Source organism: Faecalibacter sp. (genome assembly GCF_057177045.1).
The window spans coordinates 228,452-248,078 of the sequence record NZ_CM169987.1; the positions used below are offsets into that span (position 1 = coordinate 228,452).

The 19,627-nt window shown below is 32.7% G+C and carries 20 protein-coding genes; 7 read left to right on the forward strand and 13 right to left on the reverse strand.

What is annotated here, in order from left to right; all coding sequences use genetic code 11:
- A complete protein-coding gene (locus AC1QSP_RS01070; RefSeq protein ID WP_484079389.1) occupies positions 1 to 1,017 on the forward strand; it encodes a cytochrome d ubiquinol oxidase subunit II in 1,017 nt (338 codons plus the stop codon).
- A 41-nt stretch (positions 1,018 to 1,058) separates the two neighbouring features.
- On the forward strand, positions 1,059 to 1,241 hold the full coding sequence (locus AC1QSP_RS01075) for a hypothetical protein (RefSeq protein ID WP_484079390.1): 183 nt from the start codon (positions 1,059 to 1,061) through the stop codon (positions 1,239 to 1,241).
- A gap of 90 nt (positions 1,242 to 1,331) precedes the next feature.
- Here AC1QSP_RS01075 and lysS read toward each other — a convergent pair whose 3' ends face one another.
- The 13 genes from lysS to ruvX form a co-directional block, all read right to left on the reverse strand.
- Positions 1,332 to 3,032, reverse strand: coding sequence for a lysine--tRNA ligase (gene lysS / locus AC1QSP_RS01080; RefSeq protein ID WP_484079391.1), 1,701 nt, complete (start codon positions 3,030 to 3,032; stop codon positions 1,332 to 1,334).
- 113 nt (positions 3,033 to 3,145) lie between these two features.
- Positions 3,146 to 4,066, reverse strand: a complete 921-nt coding sequence (locus AC1QSP_RS01085; RefSeq protein ID WP_484079392.1) for a hypothetical protein — start codon at positions 4,064 to 4,066, stop codon at positions 3,146 to 3,148.
- Between the two features lie 80 nt (positions 4,067 to 4,146).
- A complete protein-coding gene (locus AC1QSP_RS01090; RefSeq protein ID WP_322970285.1) occupies positions 4,147 to 5,082 on the reverse strand; it encodes a hypothetical protein in 936 nt (311 codons plus the stop codon).
- 32 nt (positions 5,083 to 5,114) lie between these two features.
- Positions 5,115 to 6,491: a DNA recombination protein RmuC gene (locus tag AC1QSP_RS01095; protein WP_322970284.1), complete on the reverse strand. Its 1,377-nt coding sequence runs from the start codon at positions 6,489 to 6,491 to the stop codon at positions 5,115 to 5,117.
- Between the two features lie 65 nt (positions 6,492 to 6,556).
- On the reverse strand, positions 6,557 to 7,024 hold the full coding sequence (locus AC1QSP_RS01100) for a hypothetical protein (protein WP_322970283.1): 468 nt from the start codon (positions 7,022 to 7,024) through the stop codon (positions 6,557 to 6,559).
- Between the two features lie 29 nt (positions 7,025 to 7,053).
- Positions 7,054 to 7,593: a CvpA family protein gene (locus AC1QSP_RS01105; RefSeq protein WP_322970282.1), complete on the reverse strand. Its 540-nt coding sequence runs from the start codon at positions 7,591 to 7,593 to the stop codon at positions 7,054 to 7,056.
- Positions 7,594 to 7,700: 107 nt separating this feature from the next.
- Positions 7,701 to 8,858 carry a cysteine desulfurase family protein gene (locus tag AC1QSP_RS01110; RefSeq protein ID WP_484079393.1) on the reverse strand — a complete coding sequence of 386 codons (1,158 nt, stop codon included), beginning with the start codon at positions 8,856 to 8,858 and terminating at the stop codon, positions 7,701 to 7,703.
- Between the two features lie 96 nt (positions 8,859 to 8,954).
- A complete protein-coding gene (locus tag AC1QSP_RS01115) occupies positions 8,955 to 9,776 on the reverse strand; it encodes a DUF4846 domain-containing protein (RefSeq protein ID WP_484079394.1) in 822 nt (273 codons plus the stop codon).
- A 37-nt stretch (positions 9,777 to 9,813) separates the two neighbouring features.
- Positions 9,814 to 11,805 carry an excinuclease ABC subunit UvrB gene (uvrB, locus tag AC1QSP_RS01120; protein ID WP_484079395.1) on the reverse strand — a complete coding sequence of 664 codons (1,992 nt, stop codon included), beginning with the start codon at positions 11,803 to 11,805 and terminating at the stop codon, positions 9,814 to 9,816.
- A 410-nt stretch (positions 11,806 to 12,215) separates the two neighbouring features.
- Positions 12,216 to 12,980, reverse strand: a complete 765-nt coding sequence (mazG, locus tag AC1QSP_RS01125; protein WP_484079396.1) for a nucleoside triphosphate pyrophosphohydrolase — start codon at positions 12,978 to 12,980, stop codon at positions 12,216 to 12,218.
- 66 nt (positions 12,981 to 13,046) lie between these two features.
- Positions 13,047 to 13,643, reverse strand: coding sequence for a DUF5606 family protein (locus AC1QSP_RS01130; protein WP_322970277.1), 597 nt, complete (start codon positions 13,641 to 13,643; stop codon positions 13,047 to 13,049).
- A 22-nt stretch (positions 13,644 to 13,665) separates the two neighbouring features.
- On the reverse strand, positions 13,666 to 14,241 hold the full coding sequence (gene def / locus AC1QSP_RS01135; protein ID WP_484079397.1) for a peptide deformylase: 576 nt from the start codon (positions 14,239 to 14,241) through the stop codon (positions 13,666 to 13,668).
- Positions 14,242 to 14,283: 42 nt separating this feature from the next.
- Positions 14,284 to 14,697, reverse strand: a complete 414-nt coding sequence (gene ruvX, locus AC1QSP_RS01140; RefSeq protein ID WP_484079398.1) for a Holliday junction resolvase RuvX — start codon at positions 14,695 to 14,697, stop codon at positions 14,284 to 14,286.
- A gap of 209 nt (positions 14,698 to 14,906) precedes the next feature.
- Between ruvX and AC1QSP_RS01145 the strand changes: the two genes are divergently transcribed.
- The 5 genes from AC1QSP_RS01145 to AC1QSP_RS01165 all read left to right on the forward strand — a co-directional run bounded on the left by AC1QSP_RS01145 (position 14,907) and on the right by AC1QSP_RS01165 (position 19,604).
- Positions 14,907 to 15,722 (forward strand): 2,3,4,5-tetrahydropyridine-2,6-dicarboxylate N-succinyltransferase, encoded by an 816-nt coding sequence (locus AC1QSP_RS01145; RefSeq protein ID WP_322970274.1) that lies wholly within the window; start codon positions 14,907 to 14,909, stop codon positions 15,720 to 15,722.
- A gap of 130 nt (positions 15,723 to 15,852) precedes the next feature.
- The gene (locus AC1QSP_RS01150; protein WP_484079399.1) at positions 15,853 to 16,935 is read left to right on the forward strand and encodes a glycosyltransferase family 9 protein; all 1,083 of its coding nucleotides are present in this window, start codon (positions 15,853 to 15,855) and stop codon (positions 16,933 to 16,935) included.
- Positions 16,936 to 17,017: 82 nt separating this feature from the next.
- Positions 17,018 to 17,800 (forward strand): glycosyltransferase family 2 protein, encoded by a 783-nt coding sequence (locus AC1QSP_RS01155; RefSeq protein WP_484079400.1) that lies wholly within the window; start codon positions 17,018 to 17,020, stop codon positions 17,798 to 17,800.
- 9 nt (positions 17,801 to 17,809) lie between these two features.
- Positions 17,810 to 18,691 (forward strand): ACP S-malonyltransferase, encoded by an 882-nt coding sequence (gene fabD / locus AC1QSP_RS01160; protein ID WP_484079401.1) that lies wholly within the window; start codon positions 17,810 to 17,812, stop codon positions 18,689 to 18,691.
- 4 nt (positions 18,692 to 18,695) lie between these two features.
- Entirely contained in the window at positions 18,696 to 19,604 is a 909-nt protein-coding gene (locus AC1QSP_RS01165; protein ID WP_484079402.1) for a GYDIA family GHMP kinase, read from the forward strand.
- Positions 19,605 to 19,627: the final 23 nt, after the last annotated feature.

A 19,627-nucleotide genomic window follows, 5' to 3' on the forward strand; every position in this document is an offset into this window, starting at 1 on the left:
ATGATTTTTGTAGTAATTGCATTTTTATGGACTGCTCTAGGAATGTATGTGATTTTTGGAGGTGCAGATTTTGGAGCAGGTATTGTTGAATTTTTCTCTTCACGCGATTTTAAGGAAAAGACGCAACGTATTATGTATAATTCGATTGGACCAATTTGGGAAGCGAACCATATGTGGTTAATCATTGCGATTGTCATCTTATTTGTTGGATTTCCTAAAATTTATGCTGATTTATCCAATTACCTTCATATTCCTCTAACCATTATGCTATTGGGAATTATTGCTCGAGGAACATCGTTTACGTTTCGTAATTATGATGTTATTAAAGATAAATGGCATAATCTGTATGCCCATATTTTTACCTTTTCGAGTATGGTTACGCCTTTCTTTTTAGGTATAATTGCGGCTGCCACTGTATCTGGTACAATCGATTCGAATGCAACAGATTTTTTATCAGCTTATATCTTTTCATGGTTAAGCTGGTTTAATGTTTCAGTAGGTATTTTTACAGTTGCGATTTGTGGAATGTTAGCAGCAGTTTATTCGATTTATTCAGTCGAAAATGAAGAAGATACCGTTCATTTGAGAGGATTAGCAAAGAAATTTTCAGTTGCCATTTTTATCACGGGTGGAATTGTATTTGCTGTTTCGATTTGGAAAGATGTACCTTTATTGCGTTGGATATTTAGTGAATGGTATGGTTATGTAGCGGTTGGTCTTGCGACATTAAGTTTTATCGCATTATACTATGCTATTGAAAAACGATATGATATTACCATTCGAATTTTAGCGAGTTTTATTGTATTGATGATTTTGTTTGCTGTATCCTATTCACATTTTCCAAATTTAGTTTTGTTTAAAGATGGAACGTACTTATCAGTCATGGATATTCAACATTCTGAAAAAACCATTGCATTGTTAGGGTGGGCATTACTTTTAGGAAGTGTATTTATTTTACCATTTTTATTCTATCTCATTTATTCTTTTAACAAAAAAGATTTGAATCCCCGTGTATAATGGTACGTTCTTTGTGTTTTTGAATAAAAATATTAAAAAGAATGAAAAAGATCTTACTCGCAGGACTATTCTTATCATTCATTAGCTGTAAATACAAAGAAAATAAAGCAACGTATACGATTATAGAAGAGGATACAATTGCCATAGATAAAAACGTTTTACAACCTTCTGAAGATAGTTTGAATCGAAATTCAGTCGATGTAACTCGTACTGAATTCGAATAATTCTTAAAAATAATGAAAGCAAAAAAGCTACTTCAGCACAAGGCTGAAAGTAGCTTTTTATATAAATAGATGAAAGGGTTTTCTATTATTTTATTCTCCTAAGTATTCAACAGTTTTTGAATCACCGTTTACATTTACTTTCGTTAAATTGTATTTGGCTAAGTTTTTCATGGATTTGTCCCATTTTTTTCCGCTTAAATCCGATTGCGTTTTTAGCTCAGCTAATTCCATATTATTATTGGCTTTTAATAACGCAATGATTGCATTTTCTTCATCCGTTAATTCATATGCCGGAGCAGCTTTCTCTGGACGCATTTGAGGGAAGAATAAAACTTCTTGAATCGAAGGATTATTTGTTAAATACATGATTAAACGGTCCATTCCGATTCCTAAACCACCCGTTGGAGGCATACCGTACTCTAAAGCACGTAAGAAATCTTGATCGATAAACATGGCTTCATCATCACCTTTTTCCGATAATTTTAATTGCTCTTCAAAACGTTCACGTTGATCGATAGGATCATTTAACTCTGAATAAGAATTAGCAATTTCTTTCCCACAAACCATTAATTCAAAACGCTCCGTTAAGTTTGGATTATCACGGTGTTGTTTAGTTAAAGGAGACATCTCTTTTGGATAATCTGTAATGAAAGTAGGTTGGATGTAATTTCCTTCACATTTTTCACCAAAGATTTCGTCAATAAGTTTTCCTTTACCCATTGTCTCATCAACCTCGATGCCCATTCCTTTTGCAGCCTCGCGTAATTCGTCTTCCGATTTACCTTCAATATCAAATCCTGTAAAATCGATAATTGATTGACGCATCGTTACACGTTTATATGGCGCTTTAAAGTCAATTTCGTGTTCACCAAATGTTGCATTAGAAGTTCCGTTTACTGCAATTGCACAGTGCTCTAATAATTGCTCTGTGAAATCCATCATCCAATTGTAATCCTTATACGCTACATAGATTTCCATACATGTGAACTCAGGATTGTGCGTACGGTCCATACCTTCGTTACGGAAGTTTTTAGAAAATTCGTAAACACCATCAAAACCACCAACGATTAATCGTTTTAAGTATAGTTCGTTTGCGATTCTTAAATATAATGGAATGTCCAAAGCATTGTGATGCGTAATAAATGGACGAGCAGCAGCACCTCCTGGAATTGATTGTAAAATAGGTGTTTCTACTTCCATGTATCCACGTTCGTTGAAGAAATTACGCATAGCGTTGAATAATTTAGTTCTCTTAATGAAAATTTCTTTCACTTGAGGATTAACAACTAAATCAACATAACGCTGACGGTAACGTAATTCTGGATCTGTAAAAGCATCAAAAATGTGACCTTCATCGTCAGTTTTAACGATTGGTAAAGGGCGTAAAGTTTTTGATAACAATGTTAATTTCGTCACGTGTACAGAAATTTCACCCACTTTCGTTTTGAATAAATAACCTTCAATCCCAATGAAATCTCCAATATCTAATAATTTTTTGAAAACGGTGTTGTATTCTACTGCTTCTTCTGAAGATGAAATATCTTCACGAGCCACGTAGATTTGGATTCTTCCTTCCGTGTCTTGTAATTCAGCAAAAGATGCTTTACCCATAACACGTACACTCATCATACGACCTGCAAGCTTCACAATCTTACCTTCTTCGTACTTTTCCTTGATTTCTTTCGAATTAGAAGTGACTACAAATTCTTCAGCTGGATAAGGCTCGATACCTAAATCTCTTAATTGCTGTAATTTTTCTCTACGAATAATTTCTTGTTCAGACAATTGCATGATTGTTATGATTTTTTTAAAATAGACTGTAAAATTATGAAATTTAATTCGGATTTCCGAAGTAAATTATTGCTAAAATATATGATAAAATAAGGGTTTTATGTGAGGTGATTTTAATCTAACTCGATACGACGTTCTAATGTATAATCGGTATCTTGGAAATTAACTTTCTTCGTTTCAATACTGTAAGAGATCCAGCCGTTGTCTTTGATTCTCGAGTTTGTTGTTACATGGTAGATGATTTCATCATTTAAATGTGATTCATCAGGGGCTTCAGAGCCTAATTTTTCGGCTAATTCTTTTAAATAATTATACCATGAATTGGCTAACCATTCTTTATCTGCTTCTTGATAACTTTGCATGATATAGTTGGTTCCTGTAAATGCAATTTCATTCAATTTAATGGTTGTTTTTGCTGGAGTAGGGGCATTCGTAAAAAGATTGTCCATATACGAGTTGAATTCTAAGGCATTCATTTTTGGAATAAATTCTCCGGTACCAAAAAACAAATGAAATTGTCGAATATCTTTTTCAAATATTTTCATGATGTTTTCTTTATTCGCAAAACGTTTCGCTAAATCGCTAATTCGTTTAAACGTTTCTTCATCATCGATGTATTTATTTTGAATTTTTTCAGTAGAAAGAATAAAGGCCTGAAGTGTCGCGTTTAAATCTTCATAACGCAGAAAGCGTCCATCCGCATCCACCACAAATTTCACGGGTATATTATGAACTAAAAATAGAGGATTGTTAACGAATTTATCTGAATTGAAATTTACATCCGAATAAAACCACGAAATTGTTCGTTCATCTTCAAATATATTTTCCACTTTAATGTTTACACGATAAGAAATTTCTTCTTGAGCGGTAGATTCTTGTGTTTTTCGAATTTCTTTGGTCGTAATTCGATATTCTTTTGTATCATCTACATTCCAAAAAGCTTTGACATTGACCAAAGAGTCTTTTTCATTGATTTGTCCAAATCCTACTAGGAAAGAGAGTGTAAAAAGTATAAGAGTAAATAAATGCTTCATGAATCGATATCTAATCATTAACCAAAAATAAGGAAATAATTAAAATACCCATCTATAAACCATTAAGACACTGATAAAGTTCAGTTTGAACGTTTGATATTCAAATGATTGATGGTTTTTTTCGATCCAATATTTAATACAAATCGGTAATCAGACTCTAGTAAGATGGCATTTTTATCATATTTAGAAACGTAATCAACGTGAAGTTCTACAGTTTCAGAATATTTTTTGATTTCTTTTTTGATCTGATCTTGAGAAAGTTGAAGATTTTTATCATTCAACATATAATATGCCATTTCTTCCCATAATTTTTCAAAATCATCCTTGCTTAAATTTTGGTTTGAAATGACCGTAAAAGTTTCATTTTTCGAATCAATTTCTTTTAAAAAAGTAGTTGTTGTAGAAGAAATAGGGAAACCAAAAATGTTATCTTGTACAGATTTACCAACATATTCTTCCCCAAGTTTTAAATAATAACCATTAAAAAAATTTAAAACTTGTATTTCTTGTTCAAATACGTACGGAATATAGCTTTCTGAATTGATCATATTTTTCAGCTCGTCTATATTCGCTTTGTATTCATCAGATTTTCGTTTTTGTTTGCTTAACTTATCAGTTACATTTAAGAAACTTTTACGAATTTGATCGATATTTAACAATTCTAAAAATTCACCAGAAAGATTCGTTGTGAATTGGTATTTAATCCCTTCCGACTGGTTGATGAAGTCACGGTAAAATTCATCTGGATCCGTGGAATTATTTTTACCATTGATTAATTCTAACTTATATGCAAAATTATTTTTGTCCAATACATTTAGTGTTTTTTGGGCAATATTTTTTACTCTCATTACGGTATCGTTTACAGAAATGGTTAAATTTTCGTCTGTAAAGTCGTAGTGATAGCTTTTATTTAATTCCCAATTAGGTTTTACTTGGACAGCATTATTTTGGTAATCGATTTGGGCAAAGGTACTTGCGCTAATCAATAAGGTTGCAAAAAGTAAAAAATTCTTCATTCGTCATTTAAGATTCCGCAAATATAGGGCGATTATTGATAATCTTGCTGATTAATTGCACGAATCATTGTATCTATAGGTTTAGTTTCAGTGATTTCTTTCTCCATTAAAGTTCCTCCAATCTCTTTCAGCTTTTTCACTTGAGGGATAAAACGACTTTCTAATGAACCAATAGCATTATTATAGCTTTGTGTTGCTTGATTTAAATTATGTCCTACTGTCGTAAAATGTTTAATTAAGACATTTACACGATTGTACAATTCAATTCCTGCATCTCGCATTTGATATATATTCTCAGCCACGTGTATTTGTTGCCAACTGAAAGCAATAGTACGAAGCATTGTAATTAAAGTAGTAGGAGTTGCTATAATAATACGATTGTTAAGTGCATCTTCTATCAAAGTTCGGTCCAATTCTAATGCTGAACCAAAAGAACTTTCGATTTGTAAATACATCACGACATAATCAGGAGCGTCTTGATACTGATTCCAATAAGCTTTCGAACTCAAGTTTTTTAAATGTTCGCGTACAGCTTTGGTGTGATTCATCAAATGTTGCTTTCTTAAATCTTCATCTTCCGTCTCAAAAGCTTGCATGTATTGGTTTAACGGAACTTTAGAATCAATAATTACTTTACGATTACCCGGTAGACGAACAATTAAATCGGGACGAAGTAAACCATTTTCCCCATGGACTGAAGTTTGTTCTTCAAAATCGCAAAAGGAAGACATACCCGCAAATTCTACCACCCGTCTTAGACCTATTTCACCATATTTACCACGAGTATGAGAAGTTTTTAAAGCAGAGACTAAGGTATTTGTTTCTTTTTGTAATTTTTCGGTAGTGCCTTTCATTGCATCTAGAAAAACTTTTATTTCAGAATAAGCGCCTTCGCGTGCTTTTTCAATTTCTTGAATTTTTCCATCAAAACGATTTAAGCTATCATTTAAAGGTTTAACAATTGAATCGATGGCTTGTTGACGTTTATCAAGATCATTTTTGGAGTCTGATAAATGTTTTTCTAATGTTGTCTTGGCTAAATCTAAAAATTGTTGATTATTGTTTTGTAAAACTTTAGAAGATAATGCTTCGAATTGATCTTTTAATTGTTCATTCGTCGCATTTAAATATTGTTTTTGCTCTTCAATAGCTTTGATTGCTTCAGTATATTTAGTGGAAAGTTCTGTGTTTTTTTCCTTTTCCTTGAACCATTCCCGTTGCAATTCATTTGCATTGTCGCGTGCTTCCGTTAATTCTTGTTTTAATTGAATGTTTTGTTTTTCAATTTCTTGAAAACGGACTGTGTTTGCAACTTGTTCAGAAGTTAATTTACTTTTTGAAAATAAATAGGCAATTACAGCTCCAATGATAAAGCTTACAACAGCAATGATAAACATAGTTCCAGTCATAGTCGTTCAATTTTACTACAAAGAAAGGAAATATATCGTCAAAAGATGTCGCTAAAAAGTGATATTTATCGTTTAATTTCTTTTAAGAATGCAGCTAATTCATCAGCTTTTCGGGTCCCAAGAAGAATGTGATTTCCTGATTTTAAATGGATTTTCAATCCTTTATCACCGCTCGGGTTGATGGCTTTCCCTTTTCCTCTTACACGATATCCCCATCCACCATATTCTTTGATGGCAGAATATTGAACCACTTCTACTTTTCGAACTTCATTCCAATAAATGGTTTTGTTGAAAACATTAAAAGGTGTAATTCTTATTTTTATTGCTTCACTAGTAATTTCTGAATGTACGCGAAAAAATACAAATAAGGCTATGCATAAAAACAAGATGACCACAGAAAAGTAAGACATGCTTTGAAAACCATCCGTAAAACCTGTATATAGTGTTTTTCCTAATAAAGCTACGACTAATAATATAATGATTTTATTGAATGTTGAATCAAACATTCTTTGGCTTTCAGTAAATATCTTCATGGTGTAAATTTTCTCTAAAAGTAGAAAATTTAAATCATTTCTTCCGATACTCCTTGGTCTTTTTCGCGCAAAATATCTTTGGACTCATACAGCATATTTTTAATATAATCTGCCGATTCAATAAGATAAGGATACAATTGACTTTCGTCTTTTACCTCTTTGAATCCTATTTCTAAAATGGGATCGATGTAAAACAATACTGAAGATGCCAACAGGAGTAAAATAACTAAACCTAATCCAGCGCCAGCTAATCGATTGATGATTCCGAGCCCCATCATTTCAACCAATTTTTGAGAAAGTGAAGACGTAAATTTAATGGCAAAAAAGGCAATGGCAAATGTCAATACAAGGGATACAATAGAGACTAAACCATCCGCAACAACATTTTGAGCACCAATAAATATTTCGACAAATTGATAAAATTTAAAGCTGATCCAAATGGCGATAAAGAATCCAAATAAACCGATTAATTGTGAAATAAAGCCTTTAAAAAATCCATTGATCAATCCAAATGCTAAAGCTATGGCGATGATAATATCCAAAGTATTGAATGTTGACGCTGTCTCCAAGAGTTTAAATTTTAAAGCGCAAATATATTCAATCTCCTTGTTAAATAAATTGTAAATTATGAAGATATGGATTATAAAAAAAAGCCTCTATTACTAGAGGCTGTGCATTATGATACGACTTCGTGTTTTTTTGAAATTTTGACTAACGTCTGTACTAAAGCATCGATGTCTTCTTTTGTGTTTAAATAACTAAATGAAACGCGTAAAGGTGTCATTTGGCTAATTTCTTCATCTGTATATAACGTTTCCATTACCTTTGAAACTTTAGCAGCTCCAGAACTACAAGCTGAGCCTTGAGAAACCGCAATTCCAGATAATTCTAATTCAAATCCAATTAATGGGTCATTAAATGGTAATTTAATACTTAATACTGTATATAAACTTTTTTCAAAATCAGCACTTAATCCATTAAATCCGACACCAGGAATATTTTCTTTTAATTCTTCGATGGCATAAGCTTTAATTTCTTCGATGTGTTTCTTGTGATGATCTAATTCGGCTAAGGAAATATCAAGAGCTTTTGCTAGACCAACAATTCCATAGATATTTTCAGTCCCTGAACGTAAACCTCTTTCTTGTCCACCACCAGCAATTAAGGGTTTAATATGAGTTGATTTACGTGCGTATAAAAATCCAGCCCCTTTTGGTCCATGAATTTTGTGAGCAGAACAAGAAGCAAAATCAATTCCTAAGTCTTGGCAATCGATTGGATAATGTCCAACAGTTTGAACTGTATCCGTATGAAATAACGCTCCGTTTTCTTTGCATAAAGCAGAAATGCGTTTAACATCTAATAAATTTCCTAATTCATTGTTCGCATGCATTAAAGAAACTAAAGTTTTTTTCGATTGATCTTGTATCAATTCTTCAAATTGATTATAATCAATCGTTCCATCTTTTGCAATATTTAAACGAACAACTTCTACTTTATTTCGAGATTCTAAATCATTTACACTTTCCATCACACATTTGTGTTCCAAATAAGTTGTAATGATACGAGTAACACCTAAATCGTTTACGCAAGATCTAATAATGGTATTATTCGATTCAGTTCCGCAAGATGTGAAATAGATTTCTGCAGGAGTTACATTTAAATGCTGAGCAATTTTTTTCCTTGAAAGCTCTAATAACGCCTTGGCTTCTCTACCAAAAACATGTGTAGAAGAAGGGTTTCCATAACAATCTTTCATAACAGTAACCATTTCTTCAATTACTGCAGGATGAATCGCTGTTGTTGCAGCATTATCTAAATATACTTTTTGCATGATTATATTTTTTCCAACCCAATAAAGGGATATTTATGTGTAAATTTTGATTGTACAAATGTATTAATTCAAATAAAGAATATCAATAGTAAAAACTTATTTAAAACGCATCAAATCATTGGGCATAAACCGCCATTCGGGCGTTACAATGGGACCGTCTTTTAAGGGATACCAAGGATTAATAACATCATTCTCTAAATTTGATGCAATGTAAATGTCTTGGCCGGGATAAAATGCGTGTGCCAATAGAAATAATTTGTTGCCATTATTGTCCGACGCCATATCCATCACAATTGCGGCATGACCACGACTTTGAGAACGTTGGATCAATACATCTCCAATTTGCATTTCTTTTAAAGGAACACTGATTAAATGATGATGCAAATGACTCGGATTGACATTGTATAAAAGATATTCAAGATATTCATTAAATTTTTTTGATGAAAGATCATCACCCGCGAATTCAAGAAAAGATTTTAGTTCTTGTCGAGAACTTGTTTTAAAATTAATTTTATCGAATTGTTTGGTTTTATATAGAAATTCAGCTCTTAATCGTAGAATGGCATTTCCATTATATTGAACATTATTTTTGGGTTGGGGTAAATCTAAAACGCCAACATATACATATTCATTCAATTTTTCAGTGCCATCGTATAATCGAGCCTTTAACTTATCACTTTTTAAAGGTAAATGATTGATAAATGATGCAAATTCATTAAACGGTTTGGTACGAATAAAATCCTTTGGAGTTTTATATTTCGTATAAATCGTCTTTTTGTTTTCGCTGATCAATGAAGTTAAAGTTACTTCATTTAAATTTTTATTTTCTAAAATTTCATTATCTGAAATATAAGCATTGCATCCCATTGATAGGGGTAAGCTTAAAAATAATGCTAATTTTATTAATAAATACCTCATTTTAGTGCCATATGTTGTATAAAGGCTCTAATTTACTTTAATTTTCTTTTAAAAGCTTTAATTGATCACGAATTTCAGCAGCTTTTATAAAATCAAGATTTTTAGCAGCATTTTCCATATCCTTTTGTAATTTTTCAATTAATTTCTCTTTGTCTTCTTCAGAATAGGATTCTCCTTTTTCAGCAGCTATCGTAACAATTGATTTTTGTTCATATGGATTGTTTTCAAAATCTGCTGCGGCCAAACTCAATTTTGTAATCTTTTTATTTAATGCTTGTGGCACTTTACCATGTTCTTCATTGTATTTGATCTGGATTTCACGACGTCTTTCAGTTTCATCGATGGTTTGCTGCATACTGTCCGTGATTTTATCAGCATACATAATTGCTAAACCATTCACATTACGGGCAGCACGACCAACCGTTTGTGTTAATGATCGGTTACTTCTTAAAAATCCTTCTTTGTCGGCATCTAAAATAGCTACTAATGAAACTTCTGGTAAATCTAATCCTTCACGAAGTAAGTTAACTCCAACCAATACATCAAATAAACCAGTTCTTAAATCAGCCATGATTTGTACACGTTCTAAAGTATCCACATCCGAGTGAATATAACGGCATCGAATCCCATATTTGGTTAAATATTTTGTTAATTCTTCGGCCATACGTTTCGTTAAGGTGGTTACCAGAGTACGTTCATCTAACTCGACGCGTTTATTGATTTCTTCCATTAAATCGTCCACTTGGTTTTTCGTCGGACGGATTTCGATGATGGGATCCAATAATCCTGTAGGGCGAATCACTTGTTCTACGACAATTCCTTCTGATTTTTCTAATTCGTATTGTGCAGGAGTTGCAGAAACGTGAATGACTTGATTTTGTAAGGCTTCAAATTCCTCAAATTTTAATGGACGGTTATCCATAGCTGCCGGTAATCGAAAACCATACTCGACTAAATTTTCTTTACGCGAACGGTCACCACCATACATGGCATGTACCTGCGAAACGGTCACGTGGGATTCATCGATAACCATTAAATAATCATCCGGAAAATAATCCAAAAGACAGAAAGGACGTGTGCCGGGCTCACGACCATCCAAATAGCGTGAGTAATTCTCGATTCCTGAACAATATCCCAATTCTTTAATCATTTCCAAGTCAAATTCAGTACGTTCTTTTAAACGTTTCGCTTCTAAGAATTTTCCGATTTCTTGAAAATAGGTTTCTTGTTTTCCTAAATCGGTTTGAATATTTTGAATGGCCCCGTTCAATGTCTCCTTCGAAGTTACGAAGATATTGGCAGGATAAATGTTGATTTTGTCTAAGCGAGATGTTGTTTCACCAGTTTCCGGATTAAAAATAGATATCTCTTCAATCTCATCTCCAAAAAAACTAACACGAATTCCATCGTCCGCATAGGCTGGGAAAATATCTAATGTATCTCCTTTGATTCTAAAATTACCGCGTTGAAAGATTCCTTCTGTACGTGAATAGAGCGCTTGAACCAATTGTTGCAATAACATGGTACGAGCCATAATTTGACCCGTTTCTATTTGTATTACATTTTTATGAAACTCTTTAGGATTACCAATACCATAAAGACAGGAAACAGAAGCAACCACTAAAATATCACGTCTTCCTGATAGGAGAGAAGAAGTTGTGCTTAAACGAAGTTTTTCAATTTCTTCGTTAATGGATAAGTCTTTCTCGATATATGTTCCAGATGAAGGGATATAGGCTTCTGGTTGATAGTAGTCATAATAAGAAACGAAATATTCTACCGCATTATGAGGAAAGAATTCTTTAAATTCCATATAAAGTTGTGCGGCCAACGTTTTGTTATGTGCTAAAACCAGCGTAGGGCGTTGCACTTCTTGTACTACATTGGCTATAGTAAAAGTTTTACCTGAACCTGTAACACCTAGTAACGTTTGATATTTTTCTCCATCTAAAATTCCATCAGCAAGTTCACGGATTGCTTTTGGTTGATCTCCAGTCGGAGCAAATTCTGAATTTAGTTGAAATTGCATAACTACAAATTTACAAAATTTAGAAATACAAGATGATACGATATCGGTTAGGTCTCGTAAAAGCTTTGTTAAAATGTTGTATTGAAAATAAGATTCGGAAATCTAAAAATGAAGTGATATTTTTGCTAATGGATTTGATAAAAAAAATAAAAAGGCGACATAAGTCACCTTTTCATCAAAACCACAAAAAAATGAGAAAACTGTTTACTTAGTAAACAAACTTCCTTCCATTATTACAAGCTATTGCCCGCTATAACCATTGCAAATATAGGCCTGTTTTTTTAGCCAGCGCAATTAATTTCAATACTTTATTTCATCAGTGTATATAAAAACTATTTATAAAGTTTGTAATGTGCTGAAAATAAAGGTTGTGCTTTTGGTGTGGTGTGAATGATGGTGTTTGATAGACACTAGCGAATTTTCGCTAAATTCCATAAATTGTCTAATTCGTTTAAAGGTATTTCTCCTAGAATATATCCTTTTTCTTTTGCTATTTCCTCCAGTTTTTGAAAACGATGAATGAATTTTTTGTTGGAACGTTCCAAAGCATCTTCTGAATTAATTCCTACAAATCGTCCGTAATTAATCATTGAAAATAAAATATCTCCAAATTCCATTTCACGATCGGATGGGTTTTCTTCTTTTTTGAACTCTAAAATTTCTTCTTGAATTTTATCAAAAACCTGATTGGCATTTTCAAATTCAAATCCGACACCTTTAACTTTATCTTGAATACGATAAGCTTTAACCATAGCAGGAAGAGAAGAGGGAACTCCAGATAGAACGGATGTATTGCCTTCCTTTAATTTGATTTGCTCCCAATTTTGAAGAACTTCTTCTTCTGAATTGACAGTTGTTTCTCCGTAAATATGTGGATGACGATGAATTAGTTTATCGCACACGCTATTTAAAACATCAGCAACATCAAATGAATTGTTTTCAGCTGCAATCTTAGCATAAAACACAAGGTGCATAAAAACATCACCCAATTCTTTTTTAATTTCTAATGAGTCTTTTTCAAGAATTGCATCCGATAATTCATAAACTTCTTCTATGGTCAATGTACGAAGTGACTCCATGGTTTGTTTTCGGTCCCATGGGCATTTCTCACGAAGTTCGTCCATGATGTCTAATAATCTTTCAAATGCTTGTATTTGCTCTTTACGATTGTTCATATGGGGAAGGTTATAATTAGAGATAAAAAAAGCCTCTTTAAAAAGAGGCTTAAGATGATATAACGATTATTTTTCTTCGTCTTTCTTCTTTGTTGTTTTCTTTGCAGCAGTTTTTTTCGCTGGTTTTTCTTCAGCACCTTCTTCTGCTTTTGCTTTCGCTTTTTTAGGAGCAGCTTTCTTTTTAGGCTTCTCTTCAACAACTTCTTCAGTAGCAACTTCAGCTTGTGCTGCTTCGATTTCAGCTTGTTGAGCAGCCATTGCAGCTTCTACAGCAGCTAAATCAATATTTAATAATCCTTTAGATTGTAAAATGTTATACCATTGGAATAACTTTTTTAAATCAGAATCATATACTCTAGAATCGTCGTATTCTGGTAAAACTTGTTCCATGTAAGCACGTAATTCAGCACCAGAAGATTTGTGATCGATTGCTTCACCACCGTTTTCTTTTTTGTAAATTCTAAAGAAAACCTCTGCTAAAGGATATTCTTGTGATACACCGTAGATTGCTACGTTATCTAATAAACTTACATTGTAGTTAGCAGCGATAGAAACTTTTTTTCCTTTGTCTAAATCTTCAACGATGAAACCATTTCTTGTTTGAGAAACTAAACGGTATAAACCTGGTTTTCCTGAAATTGCAATAACTCTTGATAAATCCATATTTTACTTTATGTTTAAGGGACTAGATAGGGAATTTCATCTTATAAGATGTTTTCACGTTCCCTTTTGTTATGTTTTTTAATTTATTACTAATTAACTTCTTTTTGAAGCTCGAAATATAATCAATAAAAAGTTTTCCTTCCAAATGATCATATTCGTGTTGAATCACACGTGCGCGAATATCTGAAAAAGTTTCGGTATGTTTAACCCAATTTTCATCGTAGTATTCTAAAGTGATTGATTCGGGACGAGAAACTTCCTCGTGTACATGAGGGATAGATAAACATCCTTCTGCAAACTTCCATTCATCACCTTCTGATTCACTGATTTTTTTAGGATTGATAAAAACTTTTTTGAAAGTTTCTAATTCTTCTTTAACGTCTTCGTAATCCTCATCTTCAGCAAATGGACTACAGTCTACTACGAATAAACGAATGTCGCGACCAATCTGTGGCGCTGCAATACCTACACCATTTGAGTCGTACATCGTCTCAAACATGTTTTCGATTAATTCGTTTAAGTTCTTGTAATCCTGATCTATATCTTGTGAAACTTTACGAAGTACAGGATCTCCGTAAGCTACAACTGGTAATACCATTTAATTTTATTTTTTATTAAATAATGGGCAAAGATACAATTGTTATAGTTTATGCGATAAAAAAGATTGTAAAATAATTACAGCACTTACTTTATCAATCATGCCTTTTTCTTGTCTTTTTTTCTTTTTCATTCCTCCTTCAACCATTGCTCGTGATGCCATTTTAGAGGTGAACATCTCATTTTCGCGATGGATTTTAATGTTGGGATACTGCGCAGAAAATTTTTCGATAAATTTTTTGATTTCAATTTCGATATCGTTTGTTTCGCCTGAAAATTTTAGCGGTAACCCTACGACTAAGTCTGAAACATTTTCTGTAAATAAATAGTTTTTGAAAAAATCCATTAATTTACTGGTGTCAACAGTGTCGACCGGAGATGCTATAATTTGTAGTTCATCCGTTGCTGCAACACCTGTTCTTTTCCCTCCAAAATCAATTGCTACGATTCTTGCCATTTTGCAAATTTAGATAAATTCACCGAATAAAATTTTTAATATCTTTTCAATTCCTGAAATTCTTTAACGATAAAAAGATGATTTTATGTTATCCTTCTTTTTTAAACGTTTGGCTATAAATATGTTTATTAAGTTATAAAGAATATTAATTGGGATAAATCATTAAAATTTTATTAATTTCTATATTTGTAAATCAATTTAATGTCGAAATGGAAAACTTAAGAAATATTATAGAAAAGGCTTGGGATAACCGCGAGTTATTACAAGAAGATGCTACACAAGCTGCAATTCGTGAGGTAATTGCGCTAATTGATAATGGTCAATTGCGTTGTGCTGAGCCTGTTGCTGATGGATGGCAGGTTAATGAGTGGGTAAAAAAAGCAGTTGTTATGTATTTTCCAATTCAAAAGATGGAAACATTAGAAGCTGGAATTTTCGAATACCACGATAAAATGGAATTAAAACGAAATTACGCTGAAAAAGGGATTCGTGTCGTTCCTAATGCTGTAGCGCGTTACGGTGCTTATATTTCATCAGGTGTTATTTTGATGCCATCTTATGTTAACATTGGAGCATATGTAGACGAAGGTACGATGGTTGATACTTGGGCTACAGTTGGGTCTTGTGCACAAATTGGTAAAAATGTTCACTTATCTGGTGGAGTTGGAATCGGTGGCGTTTTAGAACCTTTACAAGCTGCGCCTGTAATTATCGAAGATAATGCATTTATCGGATCTCGTTGTATCGTTGTAGAAGGAGTACGTGTTGGAAAAGAAGCTGTTTTAGGTGCGAATGTTGTTTTAACAGGATCTACAAAAATTATTGATGTGACAGGGGATGAGCCAGTGGAAATTAAAGGATATGTTCCAGAACGTTCTGTTGTGATTCCAGGTTCTTATACTAAGAAATTCCCAGCGGGAGAATACCAAGTGCCATGTGCTTTAATTATTGGTAAACGTAAAGCAAGTACAGATTTAAAAACATCATTAAATGATGCATTACGTGAGCATAATGTTGCCGTGTAATCATTTTATTGAACAATATATTTTAAAAGGAGTTGAGTTTCAACTCCTTTTTTTATGCGCGATAATTCAATTTTAGACTTTCACTAAAAAGCCTTATTTTTGCATGACTTCTGCACTATAGAAGATAACTATGACGAATTTGGATAAGAAAAGGATACTTGTTATCCAACATAAAATGATTGGTGATGTTTTGGTGACATCTTTGTTGTGTGAAAATTTAAAAAAAAGTTTTCCAAACGCTACCATCGACTATCTAGTGAATTCAAATACATTACCTGTTTTAGAAAACAATCCATTCATTGATCATATTATTGTGTTTGATGAAAATAAAAATAAGGGATTACTAAATTTAATCCGATTTTCTAAATCTGTTGATGAAAAGAATTATGATATAATCATAGATGCTTACTCGAAGTTACAAAGTTGGGTCAATGTATTAATGAATAAAGCACCCCTTAAAATTTCATACAAAAAATCAGGTCGTACATTTATCTATACACATAATGTGGTCAAACATGATTTTCCAAAATCTTTTTTAGGATTATCTATAGAACATCGTTTATCGTTGTTGGAACCTTTGGGAATTTCAACTCCGATGGCGACAGAGCCGAAATTGTATTTGACAAAAGAAGAAATTTCGAAAGCACAGCAGCTTTTTAAAAAGCATCAGGTAGATCCGCATCGTAAAACGGTAATGATTAGTTTATTGGGTTCAGATGAAACAAAGACTTATCCTTTAAATAAAATGGCCCAATTGGTGAATCATATTGGCGAAAATTATAACGTTAATATTTTATTCAATTATTTTCCGAAGCAAAAAAATCAAGCCCTTGATGTGTACAATCAGTTGTCCGATCTTACCAAATCAAAAGTTTATTTTGAACTTTTAGGTGATGATTTACGTTCATTTATTGCCATTGCCAATGCCTGTGATCTAATTGTAGGAAATGATGGAGGAGCGATAAACATGTCCAAAGCGGTAGGAAAAAAATCATTTATTATTTTCTCCCCATGGATTGACAAGGAAGTTTGGGCTACATTTGAAGATGGGATGAATCATGTCAGTGTACATTTAAAGGATTATTTCCCAGAAAAATTCAAAAATTTAAATAATCGTGAAATTAAAAAAGTAGTGGATGATTTTTATTCATTATTTGATTTTGAATTATTTAAGTCCAAATTTGATGATTTTATGAAAAATCACGTAAAATAAATCCCTTTAAATTAAGTTATCAATTACAGTTAATCATTTATTAAATTTTATATTTGATAGACGTTAGCCTAAAAACAAACGAATGCAAAAAATATCAGCTCTACTAATTACATATAATGAAGAAAGAAATATTAAACGATTTCTTGAAGATTCAGTTTATGCTGATGAGATCATTGTAGTAGACTCATATAGTACCGATAAAACGGTTGAAATTGCTCAATCTTTTCCTAAGGTTAAAGTCTTTCAGAGAGAATTTAAAAATTTTACGGATCAAAAGAATTTTGCAATTGAACAAGCTTCATATGAATGGATTACATTTTTTGATGCCGATGAGCATATTCCTCTAAAACTAAGAGAAGAATTAATTGCGATAACTCAAAATGCAAATGCTTTAGATGCTTATTATGTGGGCCGACGATTTTTCTTTAAACAAAAGGTCATTCATTTTAGTGGAATGCAAAATGATAAAGCAATTCGTTTATTTAAAAAATCGAAAAATCGCTACAAAAATGGACGTTTAGTGCATGAATTAATCCATTGCGAAGGAGCGGTGGGGAAATTAAAAAATAAATTAGATCACTATACGTATAATTCTTCGGATGAATACCGCCGAAAATTAACTTCATATTCAAAACTTAGAGCAAAAGAATTAGAACTTCGAAATTTGAAACCTAATTTCTTTCACTTTAAAATCAAACCTGCCTACCGATTTTTTAATCATTATATCATTCGATTAGGATTTTTGGATGGGAGAGAAGGATTTGTTGTTTCCAAATTACATGCAGAATCCGTATATCAACGTTATGTATTCTTAAATGAAATTTACGAAGCAAAAGACACACAATTTATTAATAAAAACGTATAAATCACAATAATGAAAGCTTATGTTTTTCCAGGTCAAGGTGCTCAATTCACAGGAATGGGTAAAGACCTTTATGACAATTCTGTAGTAGCAAAAGAATTATTTGAAAAAGCGAACGAAGTTTTAGGATTTGATATCACTAAAATTATGTTTGAAGGTACTGCAGAAGACTTAAAACAAACGAAAGTTACACAACCTGCTGTTTTTTTACATTCAGTCATTTTAGCTAAAACCATCGAAAATTTTGAACCTCAAATGGTGGCTGGTCACTCTTTAGGTGAGATTTCAGCATTGGTTGCTGCAAACGTATTGGATTTTGAGTCAGGTTTAAAATTAGTATACAAACGTGCACTTGCTATGCAAGCAGCTTGTGAAGCACAACCATCTACAATGGCTGCTATCTTAGGATTAGAAGATGCTGTGGTAGAACAAGTTTGTGAAGAAATTGAAGGTATTGTTGTAGCAGCAAATTACAATTGTCCTGGTCAATTGGTTATCTCAGGAGAGATTGAAGCAGTTAATGCAGCATGTGAAAAATTAAAAGAAATGGGAGCTAAACGTGCTTTAGTTTTACCCGTGGGTGGAGCTTTTCACTCGCCATTGATGAAACCTGCTGAAGAGGAATTAGCGAAAGCAATTGAAGAAACTCCATTTAATACGCCAATTTGTCCAGTATATCAAAATGTAACCACTACTGCAGTTACTGATCCTTCAGAGATCAAAAAGAATTTAATTGCTCAATTAACTGCTCCTGTAAAATGGACGCAATCCGTACAACATATGATCGCTGATGGGGCAACTGAATTTATAGAAGTTGGTCCTGGTAATACTTTACAAGGTTTAGTGAAAAAAGTAAGTAGAGAAGTAACGACTTCATCTGCTACACAAATTTAAAAAAATGAAGAAATTCCGTTCCAATGGTAAATTATTCCTGATTGGGGAATATATTGTAATGGATGGAGCCAAAGCATTTGCATTGCCCACGAAATATGGGCAATGCTTATTTATAGAAAATTCATCGCAAGAAAATTGCATTGAATGGAAAGCTACAAAATTTGACGATTCGATATGGTTTGAAGTTGTGTTTTCATTGGATACGCTCGCGATTATTTCTTGTTCTAATGACGCTTTAAGTGAATCCCTACAAAGAATATTGATTCAAGCTAAAAGTTTAAATCCTGCCTTTTTCCAAACATCACGTGGCTATTCATGTATAACAAAATTAGAATATCCACAAGAATGGGGATTGGGAAGTAGTTCTACATTAATTGATTTGATTAGTCAATGGGTTGGCATCGATCCATTTGTTTTAAATCATTTAACGTTTAATACCAGTGGATATGATATTGCATGTGCGCATCATGACAAACCTATTTTATTTTCGAATCAACCAACTATAAAAGTTGAAGAATTGGAATTGAAATGGGATTTTACAGATCAATTATATTTTGTGTTTTTAAATCAAAAACAAGATACACAAGCAGTGGTGGGCAATCATTATAAAAATAAACCCAAAGATTGGGAGATGATTCATGATTTATCAGATTTGGTTTTAGCTGCAAGTCAAGTCAATACATTAGAAGCGTTAGAGTCAATTCTGACCACATATCAAAATCGTTTGGAAGAATTCATGAAAATTGAACAGCCTAAAGCAACTTATTTTCCCGATTATCAAGGAGTAATTAAAAGTTTAGGAGCATGGGGCGGTGATTTTGTATTGGTCACTTACCGTGAAGGGATGCATGAATATTTTAAATCAAAAGGTTATCATACCATCCTACCATTTGAAGAAATGATTTTATCATAAAAGAAAAGCACTTCTATTGAAGT